The sequence below is a fragment of the Pelagerythrobacter marensis genome, from assembly GCF_001028625.1.
GTDB classification, from domain to species: domain Bacteria; phylum Pseudomonadota; class Alphaproteobacteria; order Sphingomonadales; family Sphingomonadaceae; genus Pelagerythrobacter; species Pelagerythrobacter marensis.
Genome location: NZ_CP011805.1, coordinates 129026 through 152741, shown reverse-complemented (window position 1 = coordinate 152741; position 23716 = coordinate 129026). Strand labels below are relative to the sequence as shown.

General features: G+C 66.7%; 27 protein-coding genes. 8 read left to right on the top strand and 19 right to left on the bottom strand.

The features are described from left to right. Window positions 1-8 precede the first annotated feature (8 nt). A complete protein-coding gene (locus AM2010_RS00805) occupies window positions 9-869 on the bottom strand; it encodes a MipA/OmpV family protein (protein WP_047805466.1) in 861 nt (286 codons plus the stop codon). Window positions 870-988: 119 nt separating this feature from the next. On the opposite strand from AM2010_RS00805, the gene crtY reads away from it, so the two are divergent. The 6 genes from crtY to AM2010_RS00775 all read left to right on the top strand — a co-directional run bounded on the left by crtY (window position 989) and on the right by AM2010_RS00775 (window position 7860). Continuing rightward, a complete protein-coding gene (crtY, locus tag AM2010_RS00800) occupies window positions 989-2170 on the top strand; it encodes a lycopene beta-cyclase CrtY (RefSeq protein ID WP_047805465.1) in 1182 nt (393 codons plus the stop codon). Further along, on the top strand, window positions 2167-3729 hold the full coding sequence (locus AM2010_RS00795; protein WP_082132754.1) for a phytoene desaturase: 1563 nt from the start codon (window positions 2167-2169) through the stop codon (window positions 3727-3729). The genes crtY and AM2010_RS00795 overlap by 4 nt, the downstream gene beginning before the upstream one ends. Before the next feature lie 87 nt (window positions 3730-3816). Further along, window positions 3817-4239 (top strand): endonuclease domain-containing protein, encoded by a 423-nt coding sequence (locus AM2010_RS00790; RefSeq protein ID WP_047805464.1) that lies wholly within the window; start codon window positions 3817-3819, stop codon window positions 4237-4239. Then, the gene (locus tag AM2010_RS00785; RefSeq protein WP_047805463.1) at window positions 4236-4817 is read left to right on the top strand and encodes an LOG family protein; all 582 of its coding nucleotides are present in this window, start codon (window positions 4236-4238) and stop codon (window positions 4815-4817) included. Before AM2010_RS00790 ends, AM2010_RS00785 begins: the two co-directional genes overlap by 4 nt. A 40-nt stretch (window positions 4818-4857) precedes the next feature. Then, window positions 4858-5919, top strand: coding sequence for a phytoene/squalene synthase family protein (locus AM2010_RS00780; RefSeq protein WP_420834974.1), 1062 nt, complete (start codon window positions 4858-4860; stop codon window positions 5917-5919). Window positions 5920-5967: 48 nt separating this feature from the next. Beyond that, the gene (locus tag AM2010_RS00775) at window positions 5968-7860 is read left to right on the top strand and encodes an acetyl/propionyl/methylcrotonyl-CoA carboxylase subunit alpha (RefSeq protein WP_047805461.1); all 1893 of its coding nucleotides are present in this window, start codon (window positions 5968-5970) and stop codon (window positions 7858-7860) included. A gap of 28 nt (window positions 7861-7888) precedes the next feature. Here the strand turns inward: AM2010_RS00775 and AM2010_RS00770 are convergent, their stop codons facing one another. Beyond that, on the bottom strand, window positions 7889-9163 hold the full coding sequence (locus tag AM2010_RS00770) for a multidrug effflux MFS transporter (RefSeq protein WP_082132753.1): 1275 nt from the start codon (window positions 9161-9163) through the stop codon (window positions 7889-7891). A 63-nt stretch (window positions 9164-9226) separates the two neighbouring features. Here AM2010_RS00770 and dinB point away from each other — a divergent pair, with 63 nt between their 5' ends. Continuing rightward, entirely contained in the window at window positions 9227-10369 is a 1143-nt protein-coding gene (dinB, locus tag AM2010_RS00765; protein ID WP_236699476.1) for a DNA polymerase IV, read from the top strand. Here dinB and AM2010_RS00760 read toward each other — a convergent pair. The 5 genes from AM2010_RS00760 to AM2010_RS00740 all read right to left on the bottom strand — a co-directional run bounded on the left by AM2010_RS00760 (window position 10364) and on the right by AM2010_RS00740 (window position 14029). Next, window positions 10364-10798 carry an NUDIX domain-containing protein gene (locus tag AM2010_RS00760; RefSeq protein WP_236699475.1) on the bottom strand — a complete coding sequence of 145 codons (435 nt, stop codon included), beginning with the start codon at window positions 10796-10798 and terminating at the stop codon, window positions 10364-10366. The two genes, dinB and AM2010_RS00760, sit on opposite strands and share 6 nt — an antisense overlap. A 20-nt stretch (window positions 10799-10818) precedes the next feature. Next, the gene (locus AM2010_RS00755; RefSeq protein WP_047805459.1) at window positions 10819-11439 is read right to left on the bottom strand and encodes a 6-phosphogluconolactonase; all 621 of its coding nucleotides are present in this window, start codon (window positions 11437-11439) and stop codon (window positions 10819-10821) included. 72 nt (window positions 11440-11511) lie between these two features. Continuing rightward, complete coding sequence (locus tag AM2010_RS00750) at window positions 11512-11973, bottom strand: Dps family protein (RefSeq protein ID WP_047805458.1); 462 nt, start codon at window positions 11971-11973, stop codon at window positions 11512-11514. A gap of 99 nt (window positions 11974-12072) precedes the next feature. After that, window positions 12073-12636 carry a hypothetical protein gene (locus AM2010_RS00745; RefSeq protein ID WP_047805457.1) on the bottom strand — a complete coding sequence of 188 codons (564 nt, stop codon included), beginning with the start codon at window positions 12634-12636 and terminating at the stop codon, window positions 12073-12075. Window positions 12637-12703: 67 nt separating this feature from the next. Further along, complete coding sequence (locus AM2010_RS00740; protein ID WP_047805456.1) at window positions 12704-14029, bottom strand: alkaline phosphatase PhoX; 1326 nt, start codon at window positions 14027-14029, stop codon at window positions 12704-12706. 242 nt (window positions 14030-14271) lie between these two features. Between AM2010_RS00740 and AM2010_RS00735 the strand changes: the two genes are divergently transcribed. Further along, window positions 14272-14712 carry a hypothetical protein gene (locus AM2010_RS00735; protein WP_150115310.1) on the top strand — a complete coding sequence of 147 codons (441 nt, stop codon included), beginning with the start codon at window positions 14272-14274 and terminating at the stop codon, window positions 14710-14712. Here AM2010_RS00735 and AM2010_RS00730 read toward each other — a convergent pair. The 12 genes from AM2010_RS00730 to AM2010_RS00675 all read right to left on the bottom strand — a co-directional run bounded on the left by AM2010_RS00730 (window position 14679) and on the right by AM2010_RS00675 (window position 23701). Next, window positions 14679-15323 (bottom strand): response regulator transcription factor, encoded by a 645-nt coding sequence (locus AM2010_RS00730; protein ID WP_160325585.1) that lies wholly within the window; start codon window positions 15321-15323, stop codon window positions 14679-14681. The genes AM2010_RS00735 and AM2010_RS00730 overlap by 34 nt on opposite strands. A 169-nt stretch (window positions 15324-15492) precedes the next feature. Continuing rightward, window positions 15493-15867, bottom strand: a complete 375-nt coding sequence (locus AM2010_RS00725) for a flagellar protein FliS (RefSeq protein ID WP_047805454.1) — start codon at window positions 15865-15867, stop codon at window positions 15493-15495. A gap of 1 nt (window position 15868) precedes the next feature. Next, window positions 15869-17290 carry a flagellar filament capping protein FliD gene (gene fliD / locus AM2010_RS00720; RefSeq protein WP_047805453.1) on the bottom strand — a complete coding sequence of 474 codons (1422 nt, stop codon included), beginning with the start codon at window positions 17288-17290 and terminating at the stop codon, window positions 15869-15871. Window positions 17291-17335: 45 nt separating this feature from the next. Beyond that, window positions 17336-18466 (bottom strand): EscU/YscU/HrcU family type III secretion system export apparatus switch protein, encoded by a 1131-nt coding sequence (locus tag AM2010_RS00715; RefSeq protein ID WP_047805452.1) that lies wholly within the window; start codon window positions 18464-18466, stop codon window positions 17336-17338. Further along, window positions 18463-19248: a flagellar biosynthetic protein FliR gene (gene fliR, locus AM2010_RS00710; protein WP_047805451.1), complete on the bottom strand. Its 786-nt coding sequence runs from the start codon at window positions 19246-19248 to the stop codon at window positions 18463-18465. The genes AM2010_RS00715 and fliR overlap by 4 nt, the downstream gene beginning before the upstream one ends. After that, window positions 19245-19517, bottom strand: a complete 273-nt coding sequence (locus AM2010_RS00705; RefSeq protein WP_047805450.1) for a flagellar biosynthetic protein FliQ — start codon at window positions 19515-19517, stop codon at window positions 19245-19247. Before AM2010_RS00705 ends, fliR begins: the two co-directional genes overlap by 4 nt. 16 nt (window positions 19518-19533) lie before the next feature. After that, complete coding sequence (fliP, locus tag AM2010_RS00700; RefSeq protein WP_047805449.1) at window positions 19534-20289, bottom strand: flagellar type III secretion system pore protein FliP; 756 nt, start codon at window positions 20287-20289, stop codon at window positions 19534-19536. Beyond that, entirely contained in the window at window positions 20286-20585 is a 300-nt protein-coding gene (locus AM2010_RS00695) for a flagellar biosynthetic protein FliO (protein ID WP_047805448.1), read from the bottom strand. Before AM2010_RS00695 ends, fliP begins: the two co-directional genes overlap by 4 nt. Next, complete coding sequence (gene fliN, locus AM2010_RS00690; RefSeq protein WP_047805447.1) at window positions 20585-20911, bottom strand: flagellar motor switch protein FliN; 327 nt, start codon at window positions 20909-20911, stop codon at window positions 20585-20587. Before fliN ends, AM2010_RS00695 begins: the two co-directional genes overlap by 1 nt. After that, a complete protein-coding gene (locus AM2010_RS00685) occupies window positions 20908-21825 on the bottom strand; it encodes a FliM/FliN family flagellar motor switch protein (RefSeq protein WP_047805446.1) in 918 nt (305 codons plus the stop codon). Before AM2010_RS00685 ends, fliN begins: the two co-directional genes overlap by 4 nt. Further along, window positions 21822-22400 carry a flagellar basal body-associated FliL family protein gene (locus AM2010_RS00680; protein ID WP_047805445.1) on the bottom strand — a complete coding sequence of 193 codons (579 nt, stop codon included), beginning with the start codon at window positions 22398-22400 and terminating at the stop codon, window positions 21822-21824. Before AM2010_RS00680 ends, AM2010_RS00685 begins: the two co-directional genes overlap by 4 nt. 35 nt (window positions 22401-22435) lie before the next feature. Continuing rightward, window positions 22436-23701 (bottom strand): hypothetical protein, encoded by a 1266-nt coding sequence (locus tag AM2010_RS00675; protein ID WP_160325584.1) that lies wholly within the window; start codon window positions 23699-23701, stop codon window positions 22436-22438. Window positions 23702-23716: the final 15 nt, after the last annotated feature.

Genomic DNA, 23716 nt, shown 5'->3' with positions numbered 1-23716 from the left:
CAGGCTGCTCAGAAGGTGTAGCCGACGCCGAGCGCGGCGAACCACTGGTCCGCATCGCCGCGCACGCTGGTATAGGGGGTGCGCTTCGCATCCCCGAGCATCCGCGAATAGCCGCCCAGCCCGTAAACCGCGAGACCGCCATTGGCGAGATTGCCGTCGAGATCGACGCCGAGCAGCATGGTCGCGCCCGCTTTGTTGAACCCGCTGTCGGCCTGATAGAGTGGCAGGCCGCTGGCGGCGCTCTGCGCAGGCGAGACCGAGTAATAGTAATCGGCATAGTCGTCGTCGCCATATTCGGCGCTGAGCGACAGCACGCTGATCATGCCCCGGCTGAGCGGCGTGAAATACGAAACACTCGGGCTCATCACCATGCCTTCATGCGCGCCGGCAACGTCCCACCGGGCATCGACCCCGACCGAGAGCCGGTCGTAGGGATTGAGCACGCCGGGAAAGCTGAGCCCGGCACTGGGGCCGATCTCGACCGCACGGTCCAGCTCGCCCGCGGCCTTGACCACCGGATCTTCGATCTTGCTGGCGCGATTGGAATTGAGGCCGACGACAAGGCCGAGGTCGATCCCCACGCCCCGATCGGGGTTTTCGATAAAGTCCAGCGCCACCCCGCCCGCGCGCGGCGCGATGCTGACCGGCCCGACTTTGCCCATGATCATGGGAATGGGGAAAACGACGTAGTCGTCCGACCCGTCGTAGCTGGTCGAATAGACCGCGCCCGCGCCGACCGTGATCCAGTCGCCCGAATAGACGCTGTCTTCCCTGTCCGGCGGGCCGGCGGCCTCGCCATCCTGCGCAAGGGCCGGCGCGCCGATCACCGCGAACAGCGCCCCGCCGGCGAGCATGAGAGTCGATTTCATAAGGTGAAGTCCCCGCAAGTGTTCTGTTCGCAACGTGCGGCTGGCGCGCCTGTTCCGGCGCGGGCGTGCAACGCGCGGGGCGATTGCCCGGCGGGGCTTTACCTCGTACCGCAAAGACCATGAAACTGCGCCGTGTCGAAATCGCCATCGTGGGCGGCGGGCTGGCCGGGGGACTGATCGCGCTGGCGCTGCATCGCGCACGGCCCGATGTGTCGGTGCTGCTGATCGAACAAGGCGACATTCTGGGCGGCAACCACCGGTGGAGCTGGTTCGCCAGCGATCTCGACCCAGCGGGCGCGGGCCTGCTTGCCCGGTTCCGCACGACCGCCTGGGACGGATACGATGTGCGCTTCCCCGCCTATCGCCGGTCGCTGAACACCCGCTACGTCTCGCTGGCATCGACCGATTTCGATGCCGGTCTGCGGCGCGAACTCCCCGCAGACGCGATCCTGAGCGGGCGCGCGGTTGCCGCGCTCGACGCCGGGGGCGTGACGCTGGCAGACGACGATCGGATTTCCGCCCGCGCGGTGATCGACTGCCGCGGTTTCGCCCAGGCCGATGGGCTCACCGGCGGCTGGCAGGTCTTCCTCGGCCGCCACCTGCGTACACCCCGCCCGCACGGCATCGCCCGGCCGGTGATCATGGACGCCGCCGTGACCCAACACGATGGCTATCGCTTCGTCTATGTCCTCCCCCTCGGCGCGGACGAGGTCTTCGTCGAGGATACGTATTACCAGGACAGCCCCCTGCTCGATCGCGGCGCGCTGTCGGGCCGGATCGACCGCTATTGCAGCCGCCACGGGCTGGAAGGCGATATTCTGGGCGGGGAGGCCGGCGTGTTGCCGGTGATTACCGGCGGCGATTTCGCCCGCTGGCAGCGCGGACAAGCGGCTGACGGGGTTGCGCGCGCCGGTGCAGCCGGCGGGTTCCTGCATCCGCTCACCAGCTATACCCTGCCCTTTGCGGTCGAGACTGCGCTGGCCGTCTCGGCGCAGGCGGACCTGCCCGGCGACCAGCTCGCCGCCCTGCTCGACCGGCAGGCGCGCCGAACATGGCGGCGGACGCGGTTCTATCGCCATCTGGGCGCCATGCTGTTCGGCGCTGCCCAGCCTGCCGAACGCTACCGCATATTCCAGCGCTTCTATCGCCTGGACGAAAAGCTGATCGAACGATTCTACGCCGCGCGCTCGACGATGGGGGATAAAGCGCGGCTCCTGATCGGAAAGCCGCCGGTTCCCGTGGCGCGTGCAATAGGCGCGCTTGCACGGACCGGCCCGCCGTTGCAGGGTCCCCCGCAATGATCGACACCGACCGGCAGACATCCTTCCTGCGTGAAGAGCCCACCGCGACCGGCACTCTCGTGCCCGAGCGCGCCGATGGCAAACGCGCCTGCGTGATCGGTTCGGGCTTCGGCGGGCTGGCGCTGGCCATCCGGCTGCAATCGGCCGGGATCGCCACGACAGTGATCGAAGCGCGGGACAAGCCGGGCGGCCGCGCCTACCACTGGGAACGCGAAGGCTTTACCTTCGACGCGGGCCCCACCGTCATCACCGATCCGGCCTGCCTGCGCGAACTGTGGGCGCTGACCGACAGCGACATGGATGCAGATGTCGAACTGATGAAGGTCGCGCCGTTCTATCGCCTCAACTGGCCTGACGGGACGGTGTTCGACTATTCGAACGACGAGGCGCAGCTCAACACCGAAATCGCGCGGATCAATCCCGCCGACGTGGCCGGGTATCAGGAATTCCTCGCCTATTCCGAAGGCGTCTATCGCGAAGGATATCTGCGGCTGGGCAGCGTGCCCTTCCTCGATTTCCGGGCCATGATCCGCGCCGCGCCCGCCCTGCTGCAGCACCAGGCCTGGCGTTCCGTCTATTCGATGGTCTCGCGCTATATCGAGGACGAGCGGCTGCGCGAGGCGTTCAGTTTCCACAGCCTGCTGGTCGGCGGCAATCCGATGACGACGAGCGCGATCTACGCCCTGATCCACAAGCTGGAAAAGGACGGCGGCGTGTGGTGGGCGCGCGGGGGCACAAACCGGCTGGTGGCCGGCATGGTGCGTCATTTCGAACGGCTGGGCGGCACCGTGCGGCTGGGCGATGCGGTGACGCAGGTTCACGCGATCGGCAACCGGGTGACCGAGGTTGAAACCGCCAGCGGCTGGCGCGAGGCGTTCGATGCCGTCGCCAGCAATGCCGACATCGTGCACACCTATCGCGATCTGCTGCGCGGGACCAAGCGCGGGCCGCAACAGGCCCGTTCGCTGGCGCGCAAGCGGTTCAGCCCGAGCCTGTTCGTGGTCCATTTCGGGCTGGAAGGCACCTGGCCGGGAATCCCGCACCACACGATCCTGTTCGGCCCCAGGTACAAGGGGCTGCTGGAAGACATTTACGAAAACGGCGTCCTGCCGGCCGATTTCTCGATCTACCTGCACCATCCCACGGTGACCGATCCGGGCATGGCCCCGCCGGGCCGCTCTACCTTCTATGCGCTGATACCGGTCGCCCATCAGGGCAAGCTGGCGGTGGACTGGGATCAGATCGGTCCGATCCTGGAACGGCGCATTCTCGACGAGGTCGGCCGCCGGCTGATCCCCGATATCCACGACCGCATCGTCACCAGTTTTCACTACGCCCCGCGCGATTTCGCGCTCGACCTCAACGCCCATCTAGGCAGCGCATTCAGCCTGGAACCAACCCTGACGCAAAGCGCCTGGTTCCGCGCGCACAACCGCGACGATGCGATCGCCAACCTCTACCTCGTCGGCGCGGGCACGCACCCCGGCGCAGGCATTCCCGGCGTGGTCGGCAGCGCGAAAGCCACCGCAGGGCTGATGATCGGGGACCTCAGCGCATGATCCTCCCCGCCCCGGGGAGGGGGACCATGCGCAGCATGGTGGAGGGGTACGCGCCATGATCGGGGCCTTGAAAGAAGCGTGTTCACCATGATCACCGGCCCGCGTGAAACGGTCAGCAAGGCTCGCAAGCTGCGCAGCGAGATGTCGCTGCCCGAAACGCTGCTATGGCGAGAGCTTCGGAAGAGGCCGAACGGGTTCAAGTTTCGCCGCCAGCACCCGGCAGGCGACTACATTCTCGATTTCTATTGCGCGAAGGCGAGGCTAGCGATCGAGGTCGATGGCTGGGCGCACGACAACGAGATCAATGCGCGCAAGGATGCACGTCGTTCGGCATTCCTGCGTTCGCAAGGCATTGCGACCACACGCGTTCCGGCCAAACTAGTGCTTGAAGATATCGAGCCGGTAGTTAGGCGCATTATCGAGATCTGCTCCCAACGGACGGAGAAACCGATGGTACCCCTCCACCAGCCTGCGGCTGGTCCCCCTCCCCGATACGGGGAGGATTTATGAAACGTCTTGCCGTCTATTGCGGGTCCGCCACGCCCGCCGATCCGCGCTATATCGAACTCGCGCGCGAGGTCGGGGCCACTTTGGCGCAGCGCGGGATCGGGGTCGTGTACGGCGGGGGCCGGCTGGGCCTGATGGGCGCGGTTGCGGGCGGCGCGCTCGACGAAGGCGGCGAAGTTATCGGCATTATTCCCGAGGCGCTGGCCGGCAGCGAAGTCGCCAACACCGATTGCACTCAGCTGCACACCGTATCGGGAATGCACGAACGCAAGCAGCGCTTCACCGATCTTTCCGACGGATTCGTGACCATCCCCGGCGGCGTGGGCACGATGGACGAGCTGTGGGAAGCGGTCAGCTGGGCGCAGCTCGGCTATCACACAAAGCCGGTTGGCCTTCTCAACGCCTTCGGGTTTTACGACCATCTGATCGCGTTCAACCGACATATGGCCGAAGTCGGCTTCGTAAGGCCCGCGCACCAGGGCATCATCGTCGCCGAAACCACCCTGCCCGCCCTGCTGGACCGGATGGCGGCCTATCGGCCGCACACGCCGATCTTCCGAATGCAGGCGAGCGAGTTATGAGGGGGCGCTGATGGCACGGGCGCGCCGCGTCGTTCCGCGAATGCTCGCGCCATCGCGCATCCTGCGCACCACCCCGTCGCAGGCCGGCGGCGGGCGCAGTCGCGAGGCGCTGGTGGATCGGGCCCGTGAAGCGATAGAGCTGGGATCGCGCAGTTTCCACGCCGCCAGCACGCTGTTCGACCGGGACACCCGCGAACGGGTGTGGCTGCTCTATGCCTGGTGTCGCCGCTGCGACGATCTGGCCGATGGGCAGGATCATGGCCATCCGGCGGACGACCACTCTTCCGCCGATCACGGCGATGCAGGCAAGCGGCTGCGCGCGATCCGGCTTCTGACCGGGCGGGCCCTGGACGGTCTGCCGACGGCGGAGCCGGCCTTCGACGCCTTCGGCCTCGTCGCCCGCGAATGCGGCCTGACCCGCGAGATGGCCGAAGACGTGATCATGGGCTTCGAACTGGATGCCATGGGGTGGCGTCCGCGCACCGATGAGGATCTGGCCCGCTACTGCTATCACGTCGCCGGGGCGGTCGGCGTCATGGTGGCAGTGGTGATGGGCGTGCCGCGCAACGACAGCGAAACACTGGACCGGGCCTGCGATCTCGGCATCGCCTTCCAGCTCGCCAATATTGCGCGCGACCTGGGCGAAGACGACGCGGCCGACCGCTGTTATCTGCCGATCGAATGGCTGGTCGAACAGGATATCGAACCGGGCCAGCATATGAAGCCGCATCACCGGGGCGAACTGGCCGCGATGGCCGCGCGGCTGGTCGAACATATGGAACGGCACGAGGCCGCGGCCCGGCTGGGCACCCGGCGCCTGCCCTTCCGCAGTCGCTGGGCCGTGCTGGCAGCCGCACGCATATATGGCGCGATCGGGCGCGAGGTTCGCGCGCGGGGCACTGCGGCGTGGGATCATCGCGTGGTGATCGGCCGGCGGGAGAAGGCGAAACACGTCGCCGCGGCGTTCTGGGAAGCGTTGAAGAACCGCCCGCCCATGCCGGACACGATGCCCGAATGGACCCGCGGATCGATCCTGATCGACGTGCGCATGGCCGGCCCGATCGCCAAGCCGCCGATGGACCCGCTGCCCGACGACGAATAGCGCGTCGCACCTCGCAATAACGAAAGATTTGGGCTAGCGATCGTGCCCATGATCACCAAGCTCCTGATTGCCAATCGCGGCGAGATCGCCTGCCGCATTATCCGCACCGCGCATGCGATGGATATCGCCACGGTCGCGGTCTATTCCGACGCCGATGCCCAGGCGCTGCACGTGCGGCTGGCCGACGAAGCGGTCCATATCGGCCCCTCTCCCGCCGCCGAAAGCTATCTGCTGGGCGAGAAGATCATCGCCGCGGCGAAGCAGACCGGCGCGCAGGCGATTCACCCCGGCTACGGCTTCCTGTCGGAGAATGCCGGTTTTGCGCGGACGGTGATCGATGCCGGGCTGATCTGGGTCGGCCCGAAACCCGACAGCATCGACGCGATGGGGCTGAAGGACGCGGCGAAGAAGCTGATGCGCGAAGCGGGCGTACCGGTCACGCCGGGTTACGAAGGCGAAGACCAGTCGCCTGAACGGCTCAGGCAGGAAGCCGACGCAATCGGCTATCCCGTGCTGATCAAGGCGGTTGCGGGCGGCGGCGGCAAGGGCATGCGCAAGGTCGATGCCCCGGCCGATTTCGCGGCAGCACTCGAATCCTGCCGGCGCGAGGCCAGGGCCAGCTTCGGCAATGACGAAGTGCTGCTGGAAAAGTGGATCACGTCCCCCCGCCATATCGAAGTGCAGGTCTTCGGCGACAGCCACGGCAATGTCGTCCACCTGTTCGAACGCGACTGCTCGCTCCAGCGGCGCCACCAGAAAGTGATCGAGGAAGCCCCCGCCCCCGGCATGGACGAGAGCACGCGCGCGGAAATCTGTGCCGCCGCCGTGCGCGCGGCGAAAGCGGTCGATTACGAGGGCGCAGGCACGATCGAATTCATCGCCGATGCCAGCGAGGGCCTGCGTGCCGACCGCATCTTCTTCATGGAAATGAACACGCGCCTGCAGGTCGAACACCCGGTGACGGAAGAAATCACCGGCGTGGACCTGGTCGAATGGCAGTTGCGCGTCGCGAGCGGAGAGCCGATCCCGCTGAAGCAGGACGAGCTGAGCATCGAGGGTCATGCGATCGAGGCGCGGCTCTATGCCGAAGACCCGGCCAGCGGCTTCCTGCCCAGTATTGGCCGGCTGCGCGTGTTCAACCTGCCCGAAGCCATGCGCGTCGATACCGGCGTCACCACCGACGACACGGTCCAGCCGTTCTACGACCCAATGATCGCCAAGGTCATTGCCACCGCACCCGACCGGATCACCGCGATCGAGGATCTGACCGACGCGCTCGACGACACGCAGGTCTGGCCGGTGAAGACCAATGCCGCCTTCCTGCGCGAGTGCCTGCTGGCGGAAGATTTCCGCGCCGGCGCGCTGACCACGGGTTTCATCAGCGACCATATCGACGATCTGGTCCGCAAGGGCGAACCCTCCCCCTCCGCGCTCTATACCGCAGCGATGGCGCGGGACGAGATCGACGGCAGCTATCACCACCCGACCTGGTTCGGCCTCGAAGGCTTCCGGCTCAACGCGCCGCATCGCTCGCCCGTCGCCGTATCCCACGAGGGCACGGTCCACGTGGTCGACATCTGCGCCGACGAGGAAGCTGAAGACGGGGCGCAGTTCCTCGACTGGGTGGCGATGGACGGGGGGCTGGTGGTCTTCGAACAGGGTCATGCCCTGCGCTTCGACCTGCCGCGCCCCGCCGCAGGGGCAGCCGCGGCCACCGATGGGGCGATCCTTGCCCCCATGCCGGGCAAGGTCATCGCGCTCGATGTGGCCGAAGGGGACACGGTCACCGCCGGCCAGCGGCTGATGGTGCTGGAAGCGATGAAGATGGAACACGCGCTCACCGCACCGTTCGACGGGACGGTGACCGAACTTTCGGCCAGCGAGGGCGCTCAGGTCCAGGTGGAGGCAGTGCTGGCAGTGGTCGAACCGGCGGGCGAGTGATCACCCGGCCCGGCAGCGACCGGCAGGCTCAATCCTCGTCCCGCACCGGCGCGCCGAACAGCTCGCCCCTTTCGCTGAACAGCACGAACAGCAGGCTCAGCACCGCAGTCGCCAGCAGGGCCAGCGCCAGCGGCCGCGCCGTTCCGTCGTAGGCATAGCCGATCACCCCGCCCAGCGCCGCGCCGCTGGTCATCCGCAGGAATCCCTGGGCCGATGAGGCCGCACCTGCGATATGGCCGAACGGCTGCATCGCGATAGAGCCGAAGTTCGCGCCGATGAAGCCCAGCAGGCTCATGTTCGCGGCCATCAGCGGCACGAAAGTCCACAGGCTTTCATCCGGCTGGCTGGCGAACCAGAGCTGGGCGGCGGCCACGGCGATGAAGGCGAACAGCGCCACATGGCTGACCCGGCGCGCGCCGAAACGTTCGACGATCCGCGAATTCGACCAGTTCGATACCGCCATGCAGGCGGCGCAGATCGCGAAGATCAGCGGGAAGCTGTCGCCGGCGCCGAACGCCTCGCCGATCAGCTGCTGGCTGGAATTGATGAAGCCGAACAGGCCGCCGAACACCAGCGCGCTGCCCAGCGTATAGCCGATCGTCTCACGCAAGGTGACCGCGCTCGTCATGTTGCGCACAATCGGCTTCAGGCGGATTTCCTGCCGGTCGGTGGCGTGCAGCGTTTCGGGCAGGCGGATATAGACCCATATCGCCATCCCGATGCCCAGGGCCGCCATCGCGCCGAAGATCCAGCGCCAGTCCCCCATGACGGCCACGATCGCCTGCCCGATGCTGGGCGCGATGGCGGGGACGAGCAGGAAGATGACGAAGATCAGGCTCATCATCCGGGCCATGCGGTCGCCGCCGACCCGGTCGCGAATGATCGCGGGCGGCAGGGCGATGATCCCGGCGGCGAAGATCCCCTGCACCGCGCGCAGCGCAACCAGCATTTCGAACGAGGTGGCCAGCGCGCAGGCGATCGACAGCAGGATATAGGCGCCCAGCGCCACGAACAGGACGGGGCGGCGCCCGAACCGGTCGGCGAAACTGCCGGGCAACAAAGTCCCCACACCGCTTGCCAGCAGATAGATGCCGACCACGAACTGGCGGTCGTTGCCGCTGGCGCCGAAATCGCGCGCAAGATCGTCGAGCGCGGGCAGAATCGCGTCAATCCCGAAGGCGTTGAGTGCCATCAGCAGCGCCATCATCCAGATCAGCTCCCCCTCCCCGATAGGGGGGCGGCCAGCGAGGCTGGAATGCCGCCGGACCTCGGATTCGTCGCCGCTCAGGGTTTGATTTCGCATCTGCACAAGAATCCTCTGCGGCGAACGGTTCCGCTTTGCAACCCGGTGAAGTAATCAAAACGAATGAATGACGCGATGGAGGATGGCAGCGCTACGAACGATCGGGAAACCGACGAAGCGCAAGGGCTGCGCAAGATCATCCACGTCGACATGGATGCCTTCTTCGCCAGCGTCGAACAGCGCGATCACCCCGAACTGCGCGGCAAGCCGGTGGCGGTGGGCGGATCGGGCGGACGCGGGGTCGTCGCCGCCGCCAGTTACGAAGCGCGCAAGTTCGGCGTGCGCAGCGCAATGCCTTCGATCACGGCCCGGCGCCGGTGTCCCGATCTGATATTCGTCCGGCACCGGTTCGATGTCTACAAGCAGGTTTCCCAGCAGATCCGCGCGATCTTTCGCCACTACACCCCGCACGTCGAGCCGCTCAGCCTGGACGAGGCCTATCTCGACGTAACCGAAGACCTGCACGGCATCGGTTCAGCGACCCGGATTGCGCAGCTCATCCGCGCTGCCATTCGCGAACAGACCGGGCTGACCGCCAGCGCGGGTGTGTCATACAACAAGTTCCTGGCCAAGATCGCCAGCGATCAGAACAAGCCCGATGGGCTGTGCGTCATCCGCCCCGGCGAAGGGGCAGCCTTCGTCGCGACGCTCCCGGTCCGCCGGTTCCACGGCGTGGGGCCGAAGGGGGCGGAAAAGATGGCCCGGCTAGGGATCGAAACCGGCGCCGATCTGGCGGCGAAAGACATCGCCTTCCTCCGCGCGCATTTCGGCAGTTTTGCCGATTATCTCTATCGCGCGGCACGCGGCGTGGACCTGCGCCCGGTGCGGGCCAACCGCATCCGCAAATCGGTGGGCGGCGAGCGGACATATGGCGAGGACATTTCATCGGGCCATGCCCTGCGCGAAGCACTGGACGCGATCGTCGACATCGTATGGGACAGCATAGAACGGACAGGTGCCCGCGGGCGCACCGTGACGCTGAAGATGAAGTACACCGATTTTCGTATCGTCAGCCGGTCGCGCAGCCTCTCGCGCAATGTCGCCGACAAACAGGAATTTGCGCGGCTCGGCCACGAACTGCTCGACGCCATGCTGCCGCTGCCCTTGCCGATCCGGTTGATGGGCCTGACGTTATCGAACCTCGATCAGGGCGACGCGCAGCGGGACGACAGGCCGCAGGATACGGCGCAGCTGTCGCTGTTATGACCGGTTACGCCAGAGCGCGATCTTGATCCGGGTGCGCTCGTCGAGCGGTTCGGGCAGCGAATGCGGAGGGAAGAACCGCGCCTCCACCACTTCGCGCTGATCGGGGCGGGGACGGTCGGAAACCTGGGTTGCGAAAATGTGCAGCCGGTTGGCCGCGCCGTGCAGCCTCTCGTTGCGGACCCCCAGCAACGCCATTGCGTGCGCGCGGCAGCCGGTTTCCTCGTGCAGTTCGCGCCGGGCCGCATCCTCGGGCGTTTCGTTCCGGCGCACCCCGCCCGAAGGGAAAGCCCAGGTCCCCGCGCCGTAGCTGAGGCGTACCAGCAGCAGGCGCCCCCCGATATCGCTGGCGATGATGGTGCAGCTTTCCAGCTGCGGGCGGGCAATGCGCCACCAGCGCTTGCGCACCGCATGGGCCAGGCGCAGCGCCATACGGTGCGCCGGCGGAGGGATCAGGCGAAACATGTCACCGGCTGGCGCGCGGCGGACAGCAGGCGCGCCACGGGCAGATCGTGCCCCCCGCGCATGGCCGCATCGAACACGGCACGCTTTTCCGCACCCCGGATGACGAACATGATCTCGTCGCTCGAAAGCAGGGAGGGTATGGTCAGCGTCACCCGATCGAAGGGCGCCTCGGGCGGTAGGGGGTCGGGAGTCAACCGGCGCACCTGCACCGGATCGTCAATCTTCGGATCGGTGTTGGGGAACAGCGAGGCGATGTGACCATCAGCCCCCATGCCCAGCCAGGCGATTGCGAAATGCGGCGGCTGCGCGTCTTCCGCCAGCGGCACGATCTGCGCGCCCAGCGGGTCCAGCGCGGCACGGATTCGGCCGGTGTTGCTGGCCGGATGATCTTCGGGCACGATCCGGTCATCCCCCGGCCACACGCGGATGCGCGACCAGTCCAGCCCGCGCGCGCCCAGCCGGTCGAGAATCGGAAATGGCGTGGAACCGCCAGGAATGGTGATCGCCACCGTTCCGCCGGTCGCAGCGAGTGCGGCATCGAGCCTGTCGCCGATCCAGTCGGCGATCCGGCTATCGTCGGCCTCTTCGATCAGAGCAATATCGGTCACGTCCGCGCAAATAGCATAAAGCCCGCCGCGGCCAAGCGCCGCAGCGGGCTTTCGCCAGAAATTTAGGTATTCTTACTTCAACGTCTGGGCGAGGAACCAGATGCGTTCTTCGGCCTGGTCGATCCAGTCGTCGACGATCCCGCTGGTGGCGTTGTCGCCCACGTCCTCTGCCGCTTCCTTCACCGCATTCAGGCGGTCGTGCAGCTTGCGGTTATCATCGCGCAGTTCGGCCACCATCTTGTCGGCATCGAGCGCGGTATCATCCTGGTCGGCAACGCCCGTCGCCGTCGCGATTGCGCCGATCGAAGTCAGCGTGCTTTCGCCATTCTTGCGCACACGCTCGCCAATCAGGTCGACCGTTCCGATCAACTGGGCCGCCTGCTCGTCGAACAGCAGGTGGAGATCGCGAAAGCGCGGACCGGCCACGTGCCAGTGGAAATTCTTGGTCTTGACGTAAAGCGCCAGCGTATCGGCAAGCGCGCCGTTCAGCGCGTCAACCAGTGCCTTTTTCGAATTGTCGCCCGTCGTGCTCATAAATCTGCCCTCCTTGTGGATTCGGTGTTCGCCTTACGAACGGACGAAATCGGAATCGGTTTCGGCAAGTGTGGCTGATGCTGTGATCGGAAAAAGCGATTATTCGATAATGCCCCGTGCACCCAGCCCGATCACGATCGTAGCGAGCAGCGCGATGCCTGCAAGTGCGAGGCGCAGCGGCCGCATCGGCAGGCGGGCCAGATCCCGCTCCCCCAATGCCCAGGCCGCCAGCAGCGCGAGCGTGCCCCCCGCCGCGCCGCCAAGGCCGGCCAGCAGCGGCGCCCCGGTCGCCGCCGCGATCGCGAATACCAGAAACCGCGCGCCGTCCCCGAACTGCTTGACCACCAGCACGATCAGAATGGCGGCAACCGACCGGGTCGGTTCCTTCGCCCGCGCCTGTTTTACCGGCCAGGCCAGCTCCAGCGCGGCGAACAGCAGGGCAATGGCCACCAGCATCGTCTTGCCCGGCCCCGGCAACATCGTCGACACGGCCTGGCCCGCCAGTGCCATGACGAAGGCCGACAGCGTGGCACTGGCGATGGCGGCGCACAGCACGCCGGGCCCGCGCCGCGACGCGCCGGAAACCTGCGCCACGATCAGTTGATCCCGGCCGCCGAACGATCCCAGAAGAACGGCGACGAATGCGAAAAGCAGCGAAGACATCAGCCGGTCATGCGGCCTGCTCGGGCGCGGGACAAGCCGCTATCGCATGCAGTCGCCCCCGTTCGCGTCAGGCAAGCCACGGCCCGGTGATCGCGAAGGTCCTGGTCGGGCTGTAGGCGTTGACGAACAGCGTCCGCCCATCGGGGGAGAAGCAGGCCCCGGCCCATTCGGTCTGCTGGCGCAGAAGGGCCAGCGGATAGGCTTCCCCCGCCGGGGTAATTCCGCGCAAGTGGTTGCTCACCACTTCGGTGTACTGATCTTCGCACACCACAAGGTGCCCGTTGGGTCCAACGGTCAGGTTGTCGCCGTAGTTGAACTGATCGGGGCTGGTCGATTCGAAGAACAGCTGCAGCCTGTCGGGCGCGCCGCCAGTACCGGGCACCAGGCGGAAGACCTGGCCCAGCTTGGCCGCGCCGCCGCTGGTGCAGCAGAAATAGAACTCGCCATCGCCCATATGGATGCCCTCGCCCCGGGCGAACAATGCCGCGCCGTCCGCTGCGCCGCGCTGGCGCAGGTCGTCTTCGGGCGATTCCACATCGTCGAGGTCGATCCAGCGCGCATCGGCCCAGCTTCCGGTGGGCCAGGGCGCCCCGGCCCAGTTGCGCGTATCCGCCGGCGCGTCGGAGATCACCAGCGCCTGCAGACGCCCGCCTTCCGCCAGCTTGCCCGGAACCTTGGGAATGAAGCGATAGAGCAGGCTGTCGTCGCGATCTTCGGTCTGGTAAACGATGCCGGTTGCCGGGTCGACGCAGGCTGCCTCGTGATTGAAGCGGCCCATTGCCTTGAGCGGGACCGGATCGACAAGGCCCGGCGCATCGGCCGGCACTTCGAACGTCCACCCGTGGTCCTGATTGATCCGCCCGTCGGCCCGCACCGGCGCTTCCTCGCAAGTCAGCCAACTGCCCCACGGGGTGATCCCACCGCCGCAGTTGCGGATCGTGCCGGCGAGGGAACGATACTGCCGTTCCACCGCCAGCGTTTCCGCATCGAGCACCAGCGTGGTCGTGCCGCCCGGCAGGGGCACCAGGCTGCGCGCCACGGTGTCGAAGGCCGGCCCGGCAACGCCGCCGCCATCCTTGCCCGGAACCAGTTCGTGATTGCGCACCAGGGCCAGCTTGCCGTTTCCGAGATCGAAGCACCCCATGCCATCGGCTGCGTCGGGCACGGTGAAACCGTCGTTCATCATCTCGCCGAGGTTGGAAATGGTGCGATAGCTGAAGCCTTCGGGCAGATCGATCAGACCCGCCGGATCGGATCGCAGGGGACCATATCCCGCACCGCCCCTTCCGCCGCCGGCGGCCATCGTGGTGGTGCAGCCGCTGGCAGCGAGCGCGGCGAAGGCCGAACCTGTAGCGGCGAGAAACGTGCGGCGATCGGCGGAAAGGTGCGACATGAACGATACTATCCTGCGTGGTTGAGCGGATCGCCATGCCTTAGCAGCGTGAAGCCGATGTGACAGCCGCCAACATGCCCGACATTTCGCCCGCCCAGCATTTGCCGAAAAAAAAGCGGGAACTTTCCGCGTTGCCGGGGATTCGAGGCTGAATGCGCCCCCGGTCCTGCCAGCAAGAGAAAGATAACACCTCGCCCGTTATCGGTGTATATTCAATGCAAAACGGGAAGGGGCCTGCCCTGATGGCACCCAGTGACGACGCCTTTCTCGACCGGGCGACCTGGATCGACAGCCTGGCCAGGCTTTCCGATCGGGCCAGCGGCGATGCGCCGATGGAAAACTGCCTGCGTCTGTCGCGGCACCTCTGCGCCCTGGCCCCGTCGCCGTTCGACGCCATCGTCGACCGCGAGATCGACGAAGCGGCGTTCGAGAGCCTGCTGGCGGATCAGGCGTTCGAAGCCGCCGCCATCCAGTTGATCGGCCCATCGCTGCTGCACGAAATCGTTGCGCAGCCCGGATCGTTGACCTCTGCGCGGGTCTGGAGCGAAGGGCATCGCGGCGAAGCGACGGCCAGCGCACGCTGCCCGGCACGGGCGCTGGTTCTGGCGTGGATCGGCTTTCTGCTGTCGCTGCAACCCGACTGCGCCGCTCAGGCGACCGGCAATTCCCACAAATCGGCATAGATCCCGATCCGCACCGCATCCGACGCCGATTTCGCACCCAGCTTGCGCATCACGTTCTTGCGATAGATTTCGACTGTTCGCGGGCTGAGATCCAGCTCGGCGGCGATCTGCTTGTTCGAATTGCCATCGAGCAGCGAAACCAGCACTTCACGCTCGCGCATCGTCAATTGTTCGACCAGCGCGCGCGCTTCGGCCCGGACCCGCTCGATCCGCCGCTGCCGGTCGCCGTCCTCGTTCAGCTTGCGCAGGGCATCGGCAAACAGGGCCGGATCGAACGGCCAGGCGAGATAGTCGAGCGCCCCTTCGCGCAAGGCGCGCACGATCCGTTCGGGACGAGGCGTTTCCGAATAGAGCGAGACCGGGTAATACCGCTGCCTGGCCCGCAGGCTGTCCATGAATTCGGAAAGGTCATCCTCGCTCGATTCCACCAGCAGCACGGCACCCCGCGCGGGCAGCATCCGCAGGAATTCTCCGGCATCTTCGTAAATTTCGGCATGAACGCCAAGCGCCAGAAGTTCGCGCGAGACTTCCGCCCGCCGTCGAGTATCGGAGTCGATAACGTGCACGAGAGCCCCGCCCGCGACGTCGGTCACTTGCATTGCCAGCTTCACCGATCGATCCCAATTTCCGCGCAGGTTGCGACGCATTGCTATGCGAGGCCGATGCAGCAGGTCTGCGCCCCCACACCCCAATCGAACCCCCGTTCAATGCGATGTAAACTAACGTAACTGTAAATAAGCCGCAATCGTTTGATTGCTCGGTTCGCCGATTTCCTGCCGATCAGTCGATTCCGCGCAGCGCCGCCTCGATATCGAGGAAGTCCTGGCGGACCGAACGCAGCAGTTCCGGTTCGAATTCGGTCACGCTGTCGAGCACCGCCTTGCGCGCCGCGCCATAGACCTGGAGCAGCGCCTGGGCGAGCGGCGCGTTGCGGTCGACGCCCATTTCCAGCGCAGTGATCGCCGTCAGCGTACGCGTCAGCGCCTTGCTGCGCAGCGAAGCGTCGCCGCGGTCCTGCGCAAACAGCGCGGAACCCAGGCCGGCGATCGCCTGTTCCAGGCACAACTGAACAAGCGCGGCTGAATCCCCACCCTGTATCCGGGCGTCGAACGCGCTGCGGCGATAGGCTTCGTGCGGGTTGGTAAGGGACAGCATATCAGTCGCGCGAAGAGTTCCAGGCGTCGATCTGCGATTGCAGGAACGACAGCGTGGATTGCGAGGAGGCAATGCGCGTGTCCGCCTTGGCGAAGCGGGAGATCATGTTGGCCCGCAGGCGTTCCTGCTGATCGGCCAGCTTCGCAGCCTCTTCCGAAATGTCGGCCGATTGCGACTGGTAACGGGCAATCGAACCGGCCAGCGACCCCGGATCGCCGGTGCTTGAGGCGGAACGCGAAATCTTGTCGACCGTCGCGTAGACGCCATAGAGGCCGGTGGTGAACATCGCCGCCACGCCGCCGGGATCGCGGTCCAGCGTTGCCTGCAGGCGCGTACTGTCGAGCCGGAACGTGCCGTCACGCTGGATGGCGACGCCAAGGTCGGCCAGCGTGCGCGGCGCACCGTCGGGCGCATTGGGCATGACCACCATGCCGGAAAGACCGGAAAGAGTTTTCTTGAGCGCACGGGCGCCAGGATCGCGCGCGAGGTCGCCCGAATGCGGATCGGTGGCCGCATTGAGTTCCCCGACCACTTCGTTGAGCGCGCTTACAATATCCTGCATCGCACTCGCGATGGTCCCCACCGGGCTGGGGAAACCGATCGTCGTCGGCGCGCCGGCGTTGGTGCCGGTGAGCTTGAGCGAGAGGCCGGGCGCAACGGTGCCGACATCGTTGGTGGCACTGGTCATCGGCAGTCCATCCAGCCGGAACTGGGCATCGGCCGATGCCGCCAGCAGGCGCGCCGGATCGCCCCCGGCGGCAGGGTTCCAGGCAAGCGCCGCCAGCCCTTCTTCGCCAGGCGTTTCGGTCGCCTCGACCACAAATCCGCTTTGCGCGCCCTCCGGGCCCTTCAGTACCAGTTGGGCGCCCTGCGCGGTTTGTGCGACATAGGCGGTGACGCCCGATTTCTTCGCGTTGATCGCGCTGGCGACGTCGGCCAGCGTGGCCCCGCTGGCGATATCGATGGTCAATGCCTCGCGCTCGGGATCCGCGGCAAAGGCCGTGCCGTCCGTTTCGCCGAAGCGAATGGTCAGCGTGCCCGATCCGATGGCAGCCGCCGGATCGGCGAAGGCGGGGCTCGTCAGGGTCTGCCTGCGAGCCAGCGCCAGAACCTCCAGACTGTAGGAACCCGACCCGATCGTGCCCGCCGGGCTGGTTGCCGTCGCCACCGAAGGATTGGCAATCTGCGGCTTGACCGCCAGATCGCCCGCGCGCACCCGGTCGCCCAGCGCGCCGGCGAGCAGGGCCAGCGTGTTCTTGAGCGACGAAGCGGCGGAAATCTGCCGTTCCAGCACTTCGCTGCGCATGCTCAAACGGTCGTTGCGCAGCGCAAACTGCGCGTCGGCCAGATCGCTGGCCAGAGAGACCATGTCGATGCCGCTACCCGCGCCCAGACCGGCGATAATGGACGATACTTCGCTCATACCGCTGAGAACGGCCGCAAGGCGCGGGCGTTAAGGCTTGCCGGATCAGGCCGCACGACGCCCCTCCGCATCGAACCGCAGTTCCACCGGCACCTCGATCGCGGGAGCCGGGCGCTGTTCCCCGCGTTTGAGGGAGAAGACGAAAGCCAGGACCGCCGCCAGCGCGGCATAGAGCTCTTCGCGGATGGTCTGGTTCTCACGCGTGGTGAAATAGACCGACCGCGCGAGCTGCGGGTATTCGAGCATCGGCACGCCGTATTCGCGCGCCAGTTCCTTCATCGCCTGCGCCTTGTCGCCGCGCCCCTTGGCCAGAACGAGCGGTGCCGCGGCCTTTTCGGGATCGTACGTCATCGCCACGGCGAAATGGGTCGGGTTGGTCAGCACGAACTGCGCCTCGCGCATGGCATGGGCCACCCCGCCGGCGGCAATCTCGCGCTGGCGCTGGCGGCGATGGGCGCGCGCCTCGGGCGAGCCTTCGGCTTCCTTGTGCTCGTCGCGCATTTCCTGATGGCTCATTTTCAGCCGCTGGTTGCGGCGCACCCACTGGATCGGCGCATCGACCAGCGCGATCACGACCAGCCCTCCGCCCAGCGCGAGGAGGAGTGAGATCACCGCGCCCCAGGCGGCGGTGAGCTGTTGCGACAGGTTGCCGCTGCCCAGCCCGACGATCGTGTCGAGCCATGCGCGCGCCCAGAACCAGGCAATCGCACCCAGCAGCGCGACCTTCAGAATGCCCTTGCCCATCTCGATCCAGCCATTGGGGCCGAACATGCGCTTCAGCCCCGAAAGCGGGTTGATGCGCGACCCCTTGAAGTTGAGGTTCTCGTTCACCCAGCGCCCGTCCGCGCTCGGCCCCAGCTGGGTGACGAGCGCGATCAGGATCATCGGCCCGGCAATGGTGAGGATCGGGGGCAGCGCGGCGAGCAGGCCGGTCAGCATCATCTGGCCGGGCTGGAAATCGATCATCTCCCCCCGGTCGAACACCAGTGCGTCGCGCACGATGCCGGTCATTTCTTCCAGCAGCCACGGCCCGCCGAACATCAGCCAGGCACCGCCGAACAGGATCGCCGCCGCCGTCGTGATCTCGCGCGAGCGCAGGACGTCGCCCTTGCGTGCAGCGTCCCGGCGGCGCTTGTCGGTCGGTGCGAAAGTCTTTTCGCCGGCGGTCTCGCTCATCGCACCAGCACCCCGGTCGTCTGGTCGATCGACACCTGAACGATGTCGCCGAACTGGTCGTAGATCATCGGCGCCGCTATGATCAGTGCGGCGATCCCTGCCAGCACGCCCGCCGGCAGGCCGAGCGCGAAGAGGTTGAGCGAAGGGGCCGAGCGGCTGAGCACGCCGGTCACCATCTGCACCAGCAGGAGGACCAGGGTAACGGGCAGCGCGATCCGCACGGCGGTTTCGAACATTGCCCCGGCAAAGCCCGCGACCTGGGCGAAGCCGTCCGCCCCCATCCAGGTGTCACCCGGCGGGAACGTGCGATAGCTTTCCGCAAGAAGCGCGATCCATTGCAGATGCGCGCCCAGCGCGAGGAAGATCAGGGTCAGGACGATGGTGAAATACTGGCCGAAAGCAGTTGTCTGCCCGCCGCCGTTGGGATCGGCGGCCATGGCCATGCTCATCCCCATCGCGCCGCCGATCACCTCGGCCGCGATGACCGGGGCGGCAAAGGCGATCTGAAGGACGAAGCCGAGCGCCAGGCCGATCGCGACCTCGCCCGCCACGGCCAGCATTCCATCGGCGGAAAACAGGGCTTCGGGCGGCTGGACCGCGGGCATCCACACCCCGACGAAAATCGCCAGCGCAGCCGTAAGGCACACGCGAACCATCATCGGAACCGATGCGGCGCCGAAGAACGGCGCGGCCAGCAGGCCGGCGCCGATCCGCGTCATCAGGAACACGATGCGCCAGAAATCCTGCTCTATCGCACCAAGGCCCAGATCGAGTGCGATCACTGCCCGATCCTGGCGATTTCCATGAAGATTTCCTGCATGAAGTCGCCCAGCAGCGCCATCATCGACGCGCCGAACAGGACCAGCACCAGCGCCACGGCGGCCAGTTTCGGCACGAAGGTCAGCGTCTGTTCGTTGACCGAAGTGGCAGCCTGGATCAGCCCGATGACCAGGCCGATCGCCAGGCTGGCGAGCAGGACGGGGGCAGCGACCAGCGCTGTGATCCACAGCATCCGGTCCGCCAGCGCCAGGAGAATGGGCAGTTCGTCCATCTTGGTCGATCCCCGGCTAGACGAAACTGGATGCGAGCGAGCCCATCAGCAGGGCCCACCCATCGACGAGGACGAACAGCAGCAGCTTGAACGGCAGGGAGACGAGCATCGGGCTCATCATCATCATGCCCAGGCTCATCAGCACGCTCGACACCACAAGGTCGATGACGAGGAACGGCAGAAACAGCATGAAGCCGATCTGGAACGCGGTCTTCAGCTCGCTGGTGACGAAGGCCGGCAGCAGGATGGAGAACGGCACGTCCGCCGGGCTGGCGAACTGCGGCGCATCGGCAATGTCGGCGAACATATGCAGGTCGCGCTCGCGCGTCTGGCGGATCATGAACCCGTGAAATTCGTTGCCGGCCAGCTCGATCGCCTCCTCGGCATTGACCTGTCCTGCGGCATAGGGCGCAATCGCAGCCTCGTTCACCCGTTCCAGCGTCGGTGCCATGACGAACAGCGACAGGAACAGCGATAGCCCGATCAGGACCTGGTTGGGCGGCGACTGCTGCAGGCCGAGCGCCTGACGCAGGATCGCGAGGACGACGATGATCCGGGTGAAGCTGGTCATCATCAGCACAAGCGCGGGCAGGATCGTCAGCAGCCCCATGACGAGGAGCAGTTGGAGCGACATGCTCAGCGGTTCGCCGCCGGCTCCGCCCAGTTCGCCGAACGCGCGGTCGAGCGCGCCGGGAACGGCCGCCTGCGCCCGCGCGGCGGCAGGCAGCGCGATGGCCGCCAGGGTCGCGGCAATGGCCGTGAGGCGCTTCATTCGCCGTCCTCCGCAATGGCCGGGCTTTCAATCGACTGGCGCGCCGGCGCCTCGGCCAGCCTGGTCAGTCCGGCGCGCGAGGTGGAGACGAGGATCTCGCGCCCGTGGAATTCGATCACCGCGAGGCGCATGGTCGGCGACAGCATCGTCGTTTCCACCACCCGCACGGCCTTGGTGCCCCCGCCCTGCGGCGCGCCGAACTGGCCCTGCATCTTCTGGGCGAGCTTCAGGCTGCCCCAGATCATCAGGCCGATCAGCGGAAGCAGGATCAGCAGCTTGAGAATGTACCAGCCCATCAGGCCGCGCTCCCCTCCGGCTGTTTGGTCGTAACCTCGATCGGCGGCGCGCGGCGTTCGCGCGGGGCGCTGCCGCGTCCGTCGCCGACCAGTTCCAGAATGCGCAGGCCGAACCGGTTGCCTTCGGCGACCACTTCGCCCTTGGCGATCAGCTTGCCGTTGACCAGCACGTCGAGCGGCTCGTCGGTCAGGCGGTCGAGCATGACCACGCTTTCTTCCGCCAGGTCGAGCACTTCGCGCAGGTTCATCTGCGTCCGGCCGAGTTCGACAGTCAGGCGGACATCGATGTCCTGGATCAGGCCGAAGCCCTGGTTTGCGTCGGTCATTGGGTGTCCTTTCCGGGGGTTATCTGGCCGGTGAAAGTCTGGGTAATCTGCAGCGCGACCTGGTCGTCCACTTCGCCCACGGTGCCGCGGGCAACGATGGCTTCGCCGATCTGCAGCGGCACATTGCGCGCAACCATGATCGGCAGGACCGTGCCCGCCTCGATCGCGGCAACACGGTGGAGCGGCATCGCCATGTCCACCAGCCGCGCACTGGCGGCCAGCGGCAGCTCGGCAAAAGGCGCCTCGTCGATGCCCCGCTTGCGGCGCGAAACGGGCGCGCGGCGGGCAGAGGCACGCTTGGGAAGGAGCGAGGAAAGCGCTGCGGTTTCCAGCGCGATCACGAGCCGCCATTCGCGATCGTCCGACCCGGTGACGAGCAGGGTCAGCGCGGTCAGCTCCGCTTCTGGCGCGAAGGGGGCGGCGATGTCGGTCGACGACGTGTCGTCTTCCGTATGGAATTCCAGCCCTGCCAGTTCGCCCGCAACGGCCGCGATCACGCGCTTTTCGAACCGGCGCGACAGCAGCCGCGCAGTGTGCGGCAGCGTGGCCGGCAAATCCTTGCCGATATCGCCCGAGCCGCCAAAGGTGCGGTCAAGCTGTTCGAGGATCGCGCGCCCGTCGACCGCAAGGGCCAGGACATGACCCGCAACGCCGAAGCGATGCCGGCTGACCGCCGCCAGCGGAGCGCAATGGCCGGCAAGTTGGGCACCGCGGAGCGCTTGCGAACCCTGCAGGGCAACGCGCACGCCGGTATCTTCCGTCAGATCGGCCACGCCGGAATGGAGCGCGCCGCACAGGCGAGCGCCGAAGCTCTCGAAATCGGGCACGAGATCGGCGGTTGGCTCGCGCTGGCTGAGCAGCGCGGCGCAATGGCTCGCGACCCGGCGCGGCGAAGAGGGCGCGGACCGCGTCATTGGACGATGAAAGTCCGGAAATAGATGTTGTCGACCCCGCCGAAGCCTTCCTGCTCGGTCAGGACTTCGTTGACCGCGTCGGTCAGGCGCTTCTGCAGCCGGGCCTTGCCTTCGCTGGAGATCACTTCCTCTTCCGGCGTATCGGCCAGTTCGACCAGAAGCCGCGAACGGATCGCCAGCTGGTGTTCGTGCAGCCACATCAGCACGCGCCCGTCGCGCCGGGTGGAAGCCGCGAGGCTGACCTGGATCAGCCCGTTGCTATCCCTGAGGTTGGAGGTGAAATCGTCGGCAAAGCTGAAATAGGCAGTGCGATACTTGGTCCCGCCTTCGCCGTGCACCAGCTTGGTTTCTTCCTTGCCCTTGGTCGGCGGGGCGTAAGGGTCCTTCGCGCCCTTGAGCACAAACTGCGGGCCGGTTTCCCGTGCACCGGCATCGGCGGTCTCGATCACGCCGGCTGCCATCAGGCCGAACACGGTCCCGCCCCCGGCGCCGGCCAGCGCGAGGACCAGGAGCGCGATCTTCATCACGCCGCCGCCCTTCGCGGATTTTTCCGGCTTGCCCTTCTTGTCACTCATCGTCGCGATTCCTCAGTCTGGCTGTCTGTTCGGGTTCAGGCGTAAACTGCCGCGCGGCCACTGCCCTGCGGAGTGCTGCGGGCCGGTTGCCCTTCGGCATTTCGCTGTGCGTCCCGCCCGCCGTCGCGGCGCTCGCGACCCGGCCCGCCGGCATCGGTTCCGGCACCGTCGCGTTCCGCCCCGGCGCGCGCTGATGCGCCTCCGCCGGTCTGGTTGTTCGTGCCGGCCGACCCGTTGTCACCGGCGGCGAGCGCCGGGCGCTCTGCCACTGCCGCGGCAATCGCGCGGTGGGCATCGGGATCGGCAGCGGACAGTTGCACTGCCAGTTGCCCGTCACGACGTTGGTCAAAACGCAGCGAAACCTCGCCGAACTCGGCGTGATCGAGCGCCAGGGTGGCCGCCTTGGCACTGAAGGCTTCACGGGCGGAGGCGAGACTGTCGACGATCCGGCCCAGTTCGCGCGCGACCTGGGTTTCGATCGCCGGCTTGTCCGCGGAAAACGGGTTCGAAGTTTCGACGTTCGGCGCGCCCGGTGCAGGGATTGCTGCGGCGTTCTGGGCAAGGGCGCCCTGCCCTCCGCCGGCTGCGACGCCATTGGCGGCGGCGGCGGTTGTTGTTGCGGCAAAGGTCATCTGATCGGACGAAGATTTGGCCAGTGCGGCGCCCGCCTGTTCGGCAATCGTGCGAGCCGCCGACTGGGGATCGCCCTGATTCCGCCCGCCGTCGCGCTGTGCAGCCTCCCGCCCGGCAGAAGCATCGAGCGCCCCGGTCGCTGCCTGATGCACCGAATTGGTTCCGCCAGCTTCCCCCGCAGGACTGGATGGACGCGGCGCGACCTCGATGGCAACTGCAGGGCGCGCATTCGCCTGGGCCGGGGTAGTGCCCGGCGAAGACGTATTCTCCGGTGACGATAGGGCTGAGCCGGGCGTCCGCGCAGCAGTCGCTTCGCCCGCCCCGGTTCCGGCACCGCGCGCCGGAAGTGCCGGATCGGCATCCCCGCCCGGCAATTCGGCGGCGGCAACCGGCAAATCCTTGCCGGTTCCGGCAATTGCCGGCAGTTCCGTACTCGCGGCAAGCGCGAGGGCCAGCGGATCGGCAGGCTGGTCGGCTGCGTCAGCTCCGTCGGCGACGACCTGCGCTGCACCCTCGCCATCCGAAATATCGGAGGCGACAGCGCCAAGCGTCGCCAAAAGGCCCGAAAATCCGCCAGTTGCCGCAGCATCGTCTGCCAGCACCGGCGGCGTTCCCGCTGCTACGGGCGCCGTGGACATCTGCGTGTTCGAAAGGAATTGAGAGATCATCGGCCTGCCGTTTGC

What these genes read in the sequence shown, in the direction of transcription:
- AM2010_RS00805 (WP_047805466.1), bottom strand. Translation starts at nt 869, where the DNA reads ATGAAATCGACTCTCATGCTCGCCGGCGGGGCGCTGTTCGCGGTGATC.
- crtY (WP_047805465.1), top strand. Translation starts at nt 989, where the DNA reads ATGAAACTGCGCCGTGTCGAAATCGCCATCGTGGGCGGCGGGCTGGCC.
- AM2010_RS00795 (WP_082132754.1), top strand. Translation starts at nt 2,167, where the DNA reads ATGATCGACACCGACCGGCAGACATCCTTCCTGCGTGAAGAGCCCACC.
- AM2010_RS00790 (WP_047805464.1), top strand. Translation starts at nt 3,817, where the DNA reads ATGATCACCGGCCCGCGTGAAACGGTCAGCAAGGCTCGCAAGCTGCGC.
- AM2010_RS00785 (WP_047805463.1), top strand. Translation starts at nt 4,236, where the DNA reads ATGAAACGTCTTGCCGTCTATTGCGGGTCCGCCACGCCCGCCGATCCG.
- AM2010_RS00780 (WP_420834974.1), top strand. Translation starts at nt 4,858, where the DNA reads ATGCTCGCGCCATCGCGCATCCTGCGCACCACCCCGTCGCAGGCCGGC.
- AM2010_RS00775 (WP_047805461.1), top strand. Translation starts at nt 5,968, where the DNA reads ATGATCACCAAGCTCCTGATTGCCAATCGCGGCGAGATCGCCTGCCGC.
- AM2010_RS00770 (WP_082132753.1), bottom strand. Translation starts at nt 9,163, where the DNA reads ATGCGAAATCAAACCCTGAGCGGCGACGAATCCGAGGTCCGGCGGCAT.
- dinB (WP_236699476.1), top strand. Translation starts at nt 9,227, where the DNA reads ATGAATGACGCGATGGAGGATGGCAGCGCTACGAACGATCGGGAAACC.
- AM2010_RS00760 (WP_236699475.1), bottom strand. Translation starts at nt 10,798, where the DNA reads ATGGCGCTGCGCCTGGCCCATGCGGTGCGCAAGCGCTGGTGGCGCATT.
- AM2010_RS00750 (WP_047805458.1), bottom strand. Translation starts at nt 11,973, where the DNA reads ATGAGCACGACGGGCGACAATTCGAAAAAGGCACTGGTTGACGCGCTG.
- AM2010_RS00745 (WP_047805457.1), bottom strand. Translation starts at nt 12,636, where the DNA reads ATGTCTTCGCTGCTTTTCGCATTCGTCGCCGTTCTTCTGGGATCGTTC.
- AM2010_RS00740 (WP_047805456.1), bottom strand. Translation starts at nt 14,029, where the DNA reads ATGTCGCACCTTTCCGCCGATCGCCGCACGTTTCTCGCCGCTACAGGT.
- AM2010_RS00735 (WP_150115310.1), top strand. Translation starts at nt 14,272, where the DNA reads ATGGCACCCAGTGACGACGCCTTTCTCGACCGGGCGACCTGGATCGAC.
- AM2010_RS00725 (WP_047805454.1), bottom strand. Translation starts at nt 15,867, where the DNA reads ATGCTGTCCCTTACCAACCCGCACGAAGCCTATCGCCGCAGCGCGTTC.
- fliD (WP_047805453.1), bottom strand. Translation starts at nt 17,290, where the DNA reads ATGAGCGAAGTATCGTCCATTATCGCCGGTCTGGGCGCGGGTAGCGGC.
- AM2010_RS00715 (WP_047805452.1), bottom strand. Translation starts at nt 18,466, where the DNA reads ATGAGCGAGACCGCCGGCGAAAAGACTTTCGCACCGACCGACAAGCGC.
- AM2010_RS00705 (WP_047805450.1), bottom strand. Translation starts at nt 19,517, where the DNA reads ATGGACGAACTGCCCATTCTCCTGGCGCTGGCGGACCGGATGCTGTGG.
- fliP (WP_047805449.1), bottom strand. Translation starts at nt 20,289, where the DNA reads ATGAAGCGCCTCACGGCCATTGCCGCGACCCTGGCGGCCATCGCGCTG.
- AM2010_RS00695 (WP_047805448.1), bottom strand. Translation starts at nt 20,585, where the DNA reads ATGGGCTGGTACATTCTCAAGCTGCTGATCCTGCTTCCGCTGATCGGC.
- fliN (WP_047805447.1), bottom strand. Translation starts at nt 20,911, where the DNA reads ATGACCGACGCAAACCAGGGCTTCGGCCTGATCCAGGACATCGATGTC.
- AM2010_RS00685 (WP_047805446.1), bottom strand. Translation starts at nt 21,825, where the DNA reads ATGACGCGGTCCGCGCCCTCTTCGCCGCGCCGGGTCGCGAGCCATTGC.
- AM2010_RS00680 (WP_047805445.1), bottom strand. Translation starts at nt 22,400, where the DNA reads ATGAGTGACAAGAAGGGCAAGCCGGAAAAATCCGCGAAGGGCGGCGGC.
- AM2010_RS00675 (WP_160325584.1), bottom strand. Translation starts at nt 23,701, where the DNA reads ATGATCTCTCAATTCCTTTCGAACACGCAGATGTCCACGGCGCCCGTA.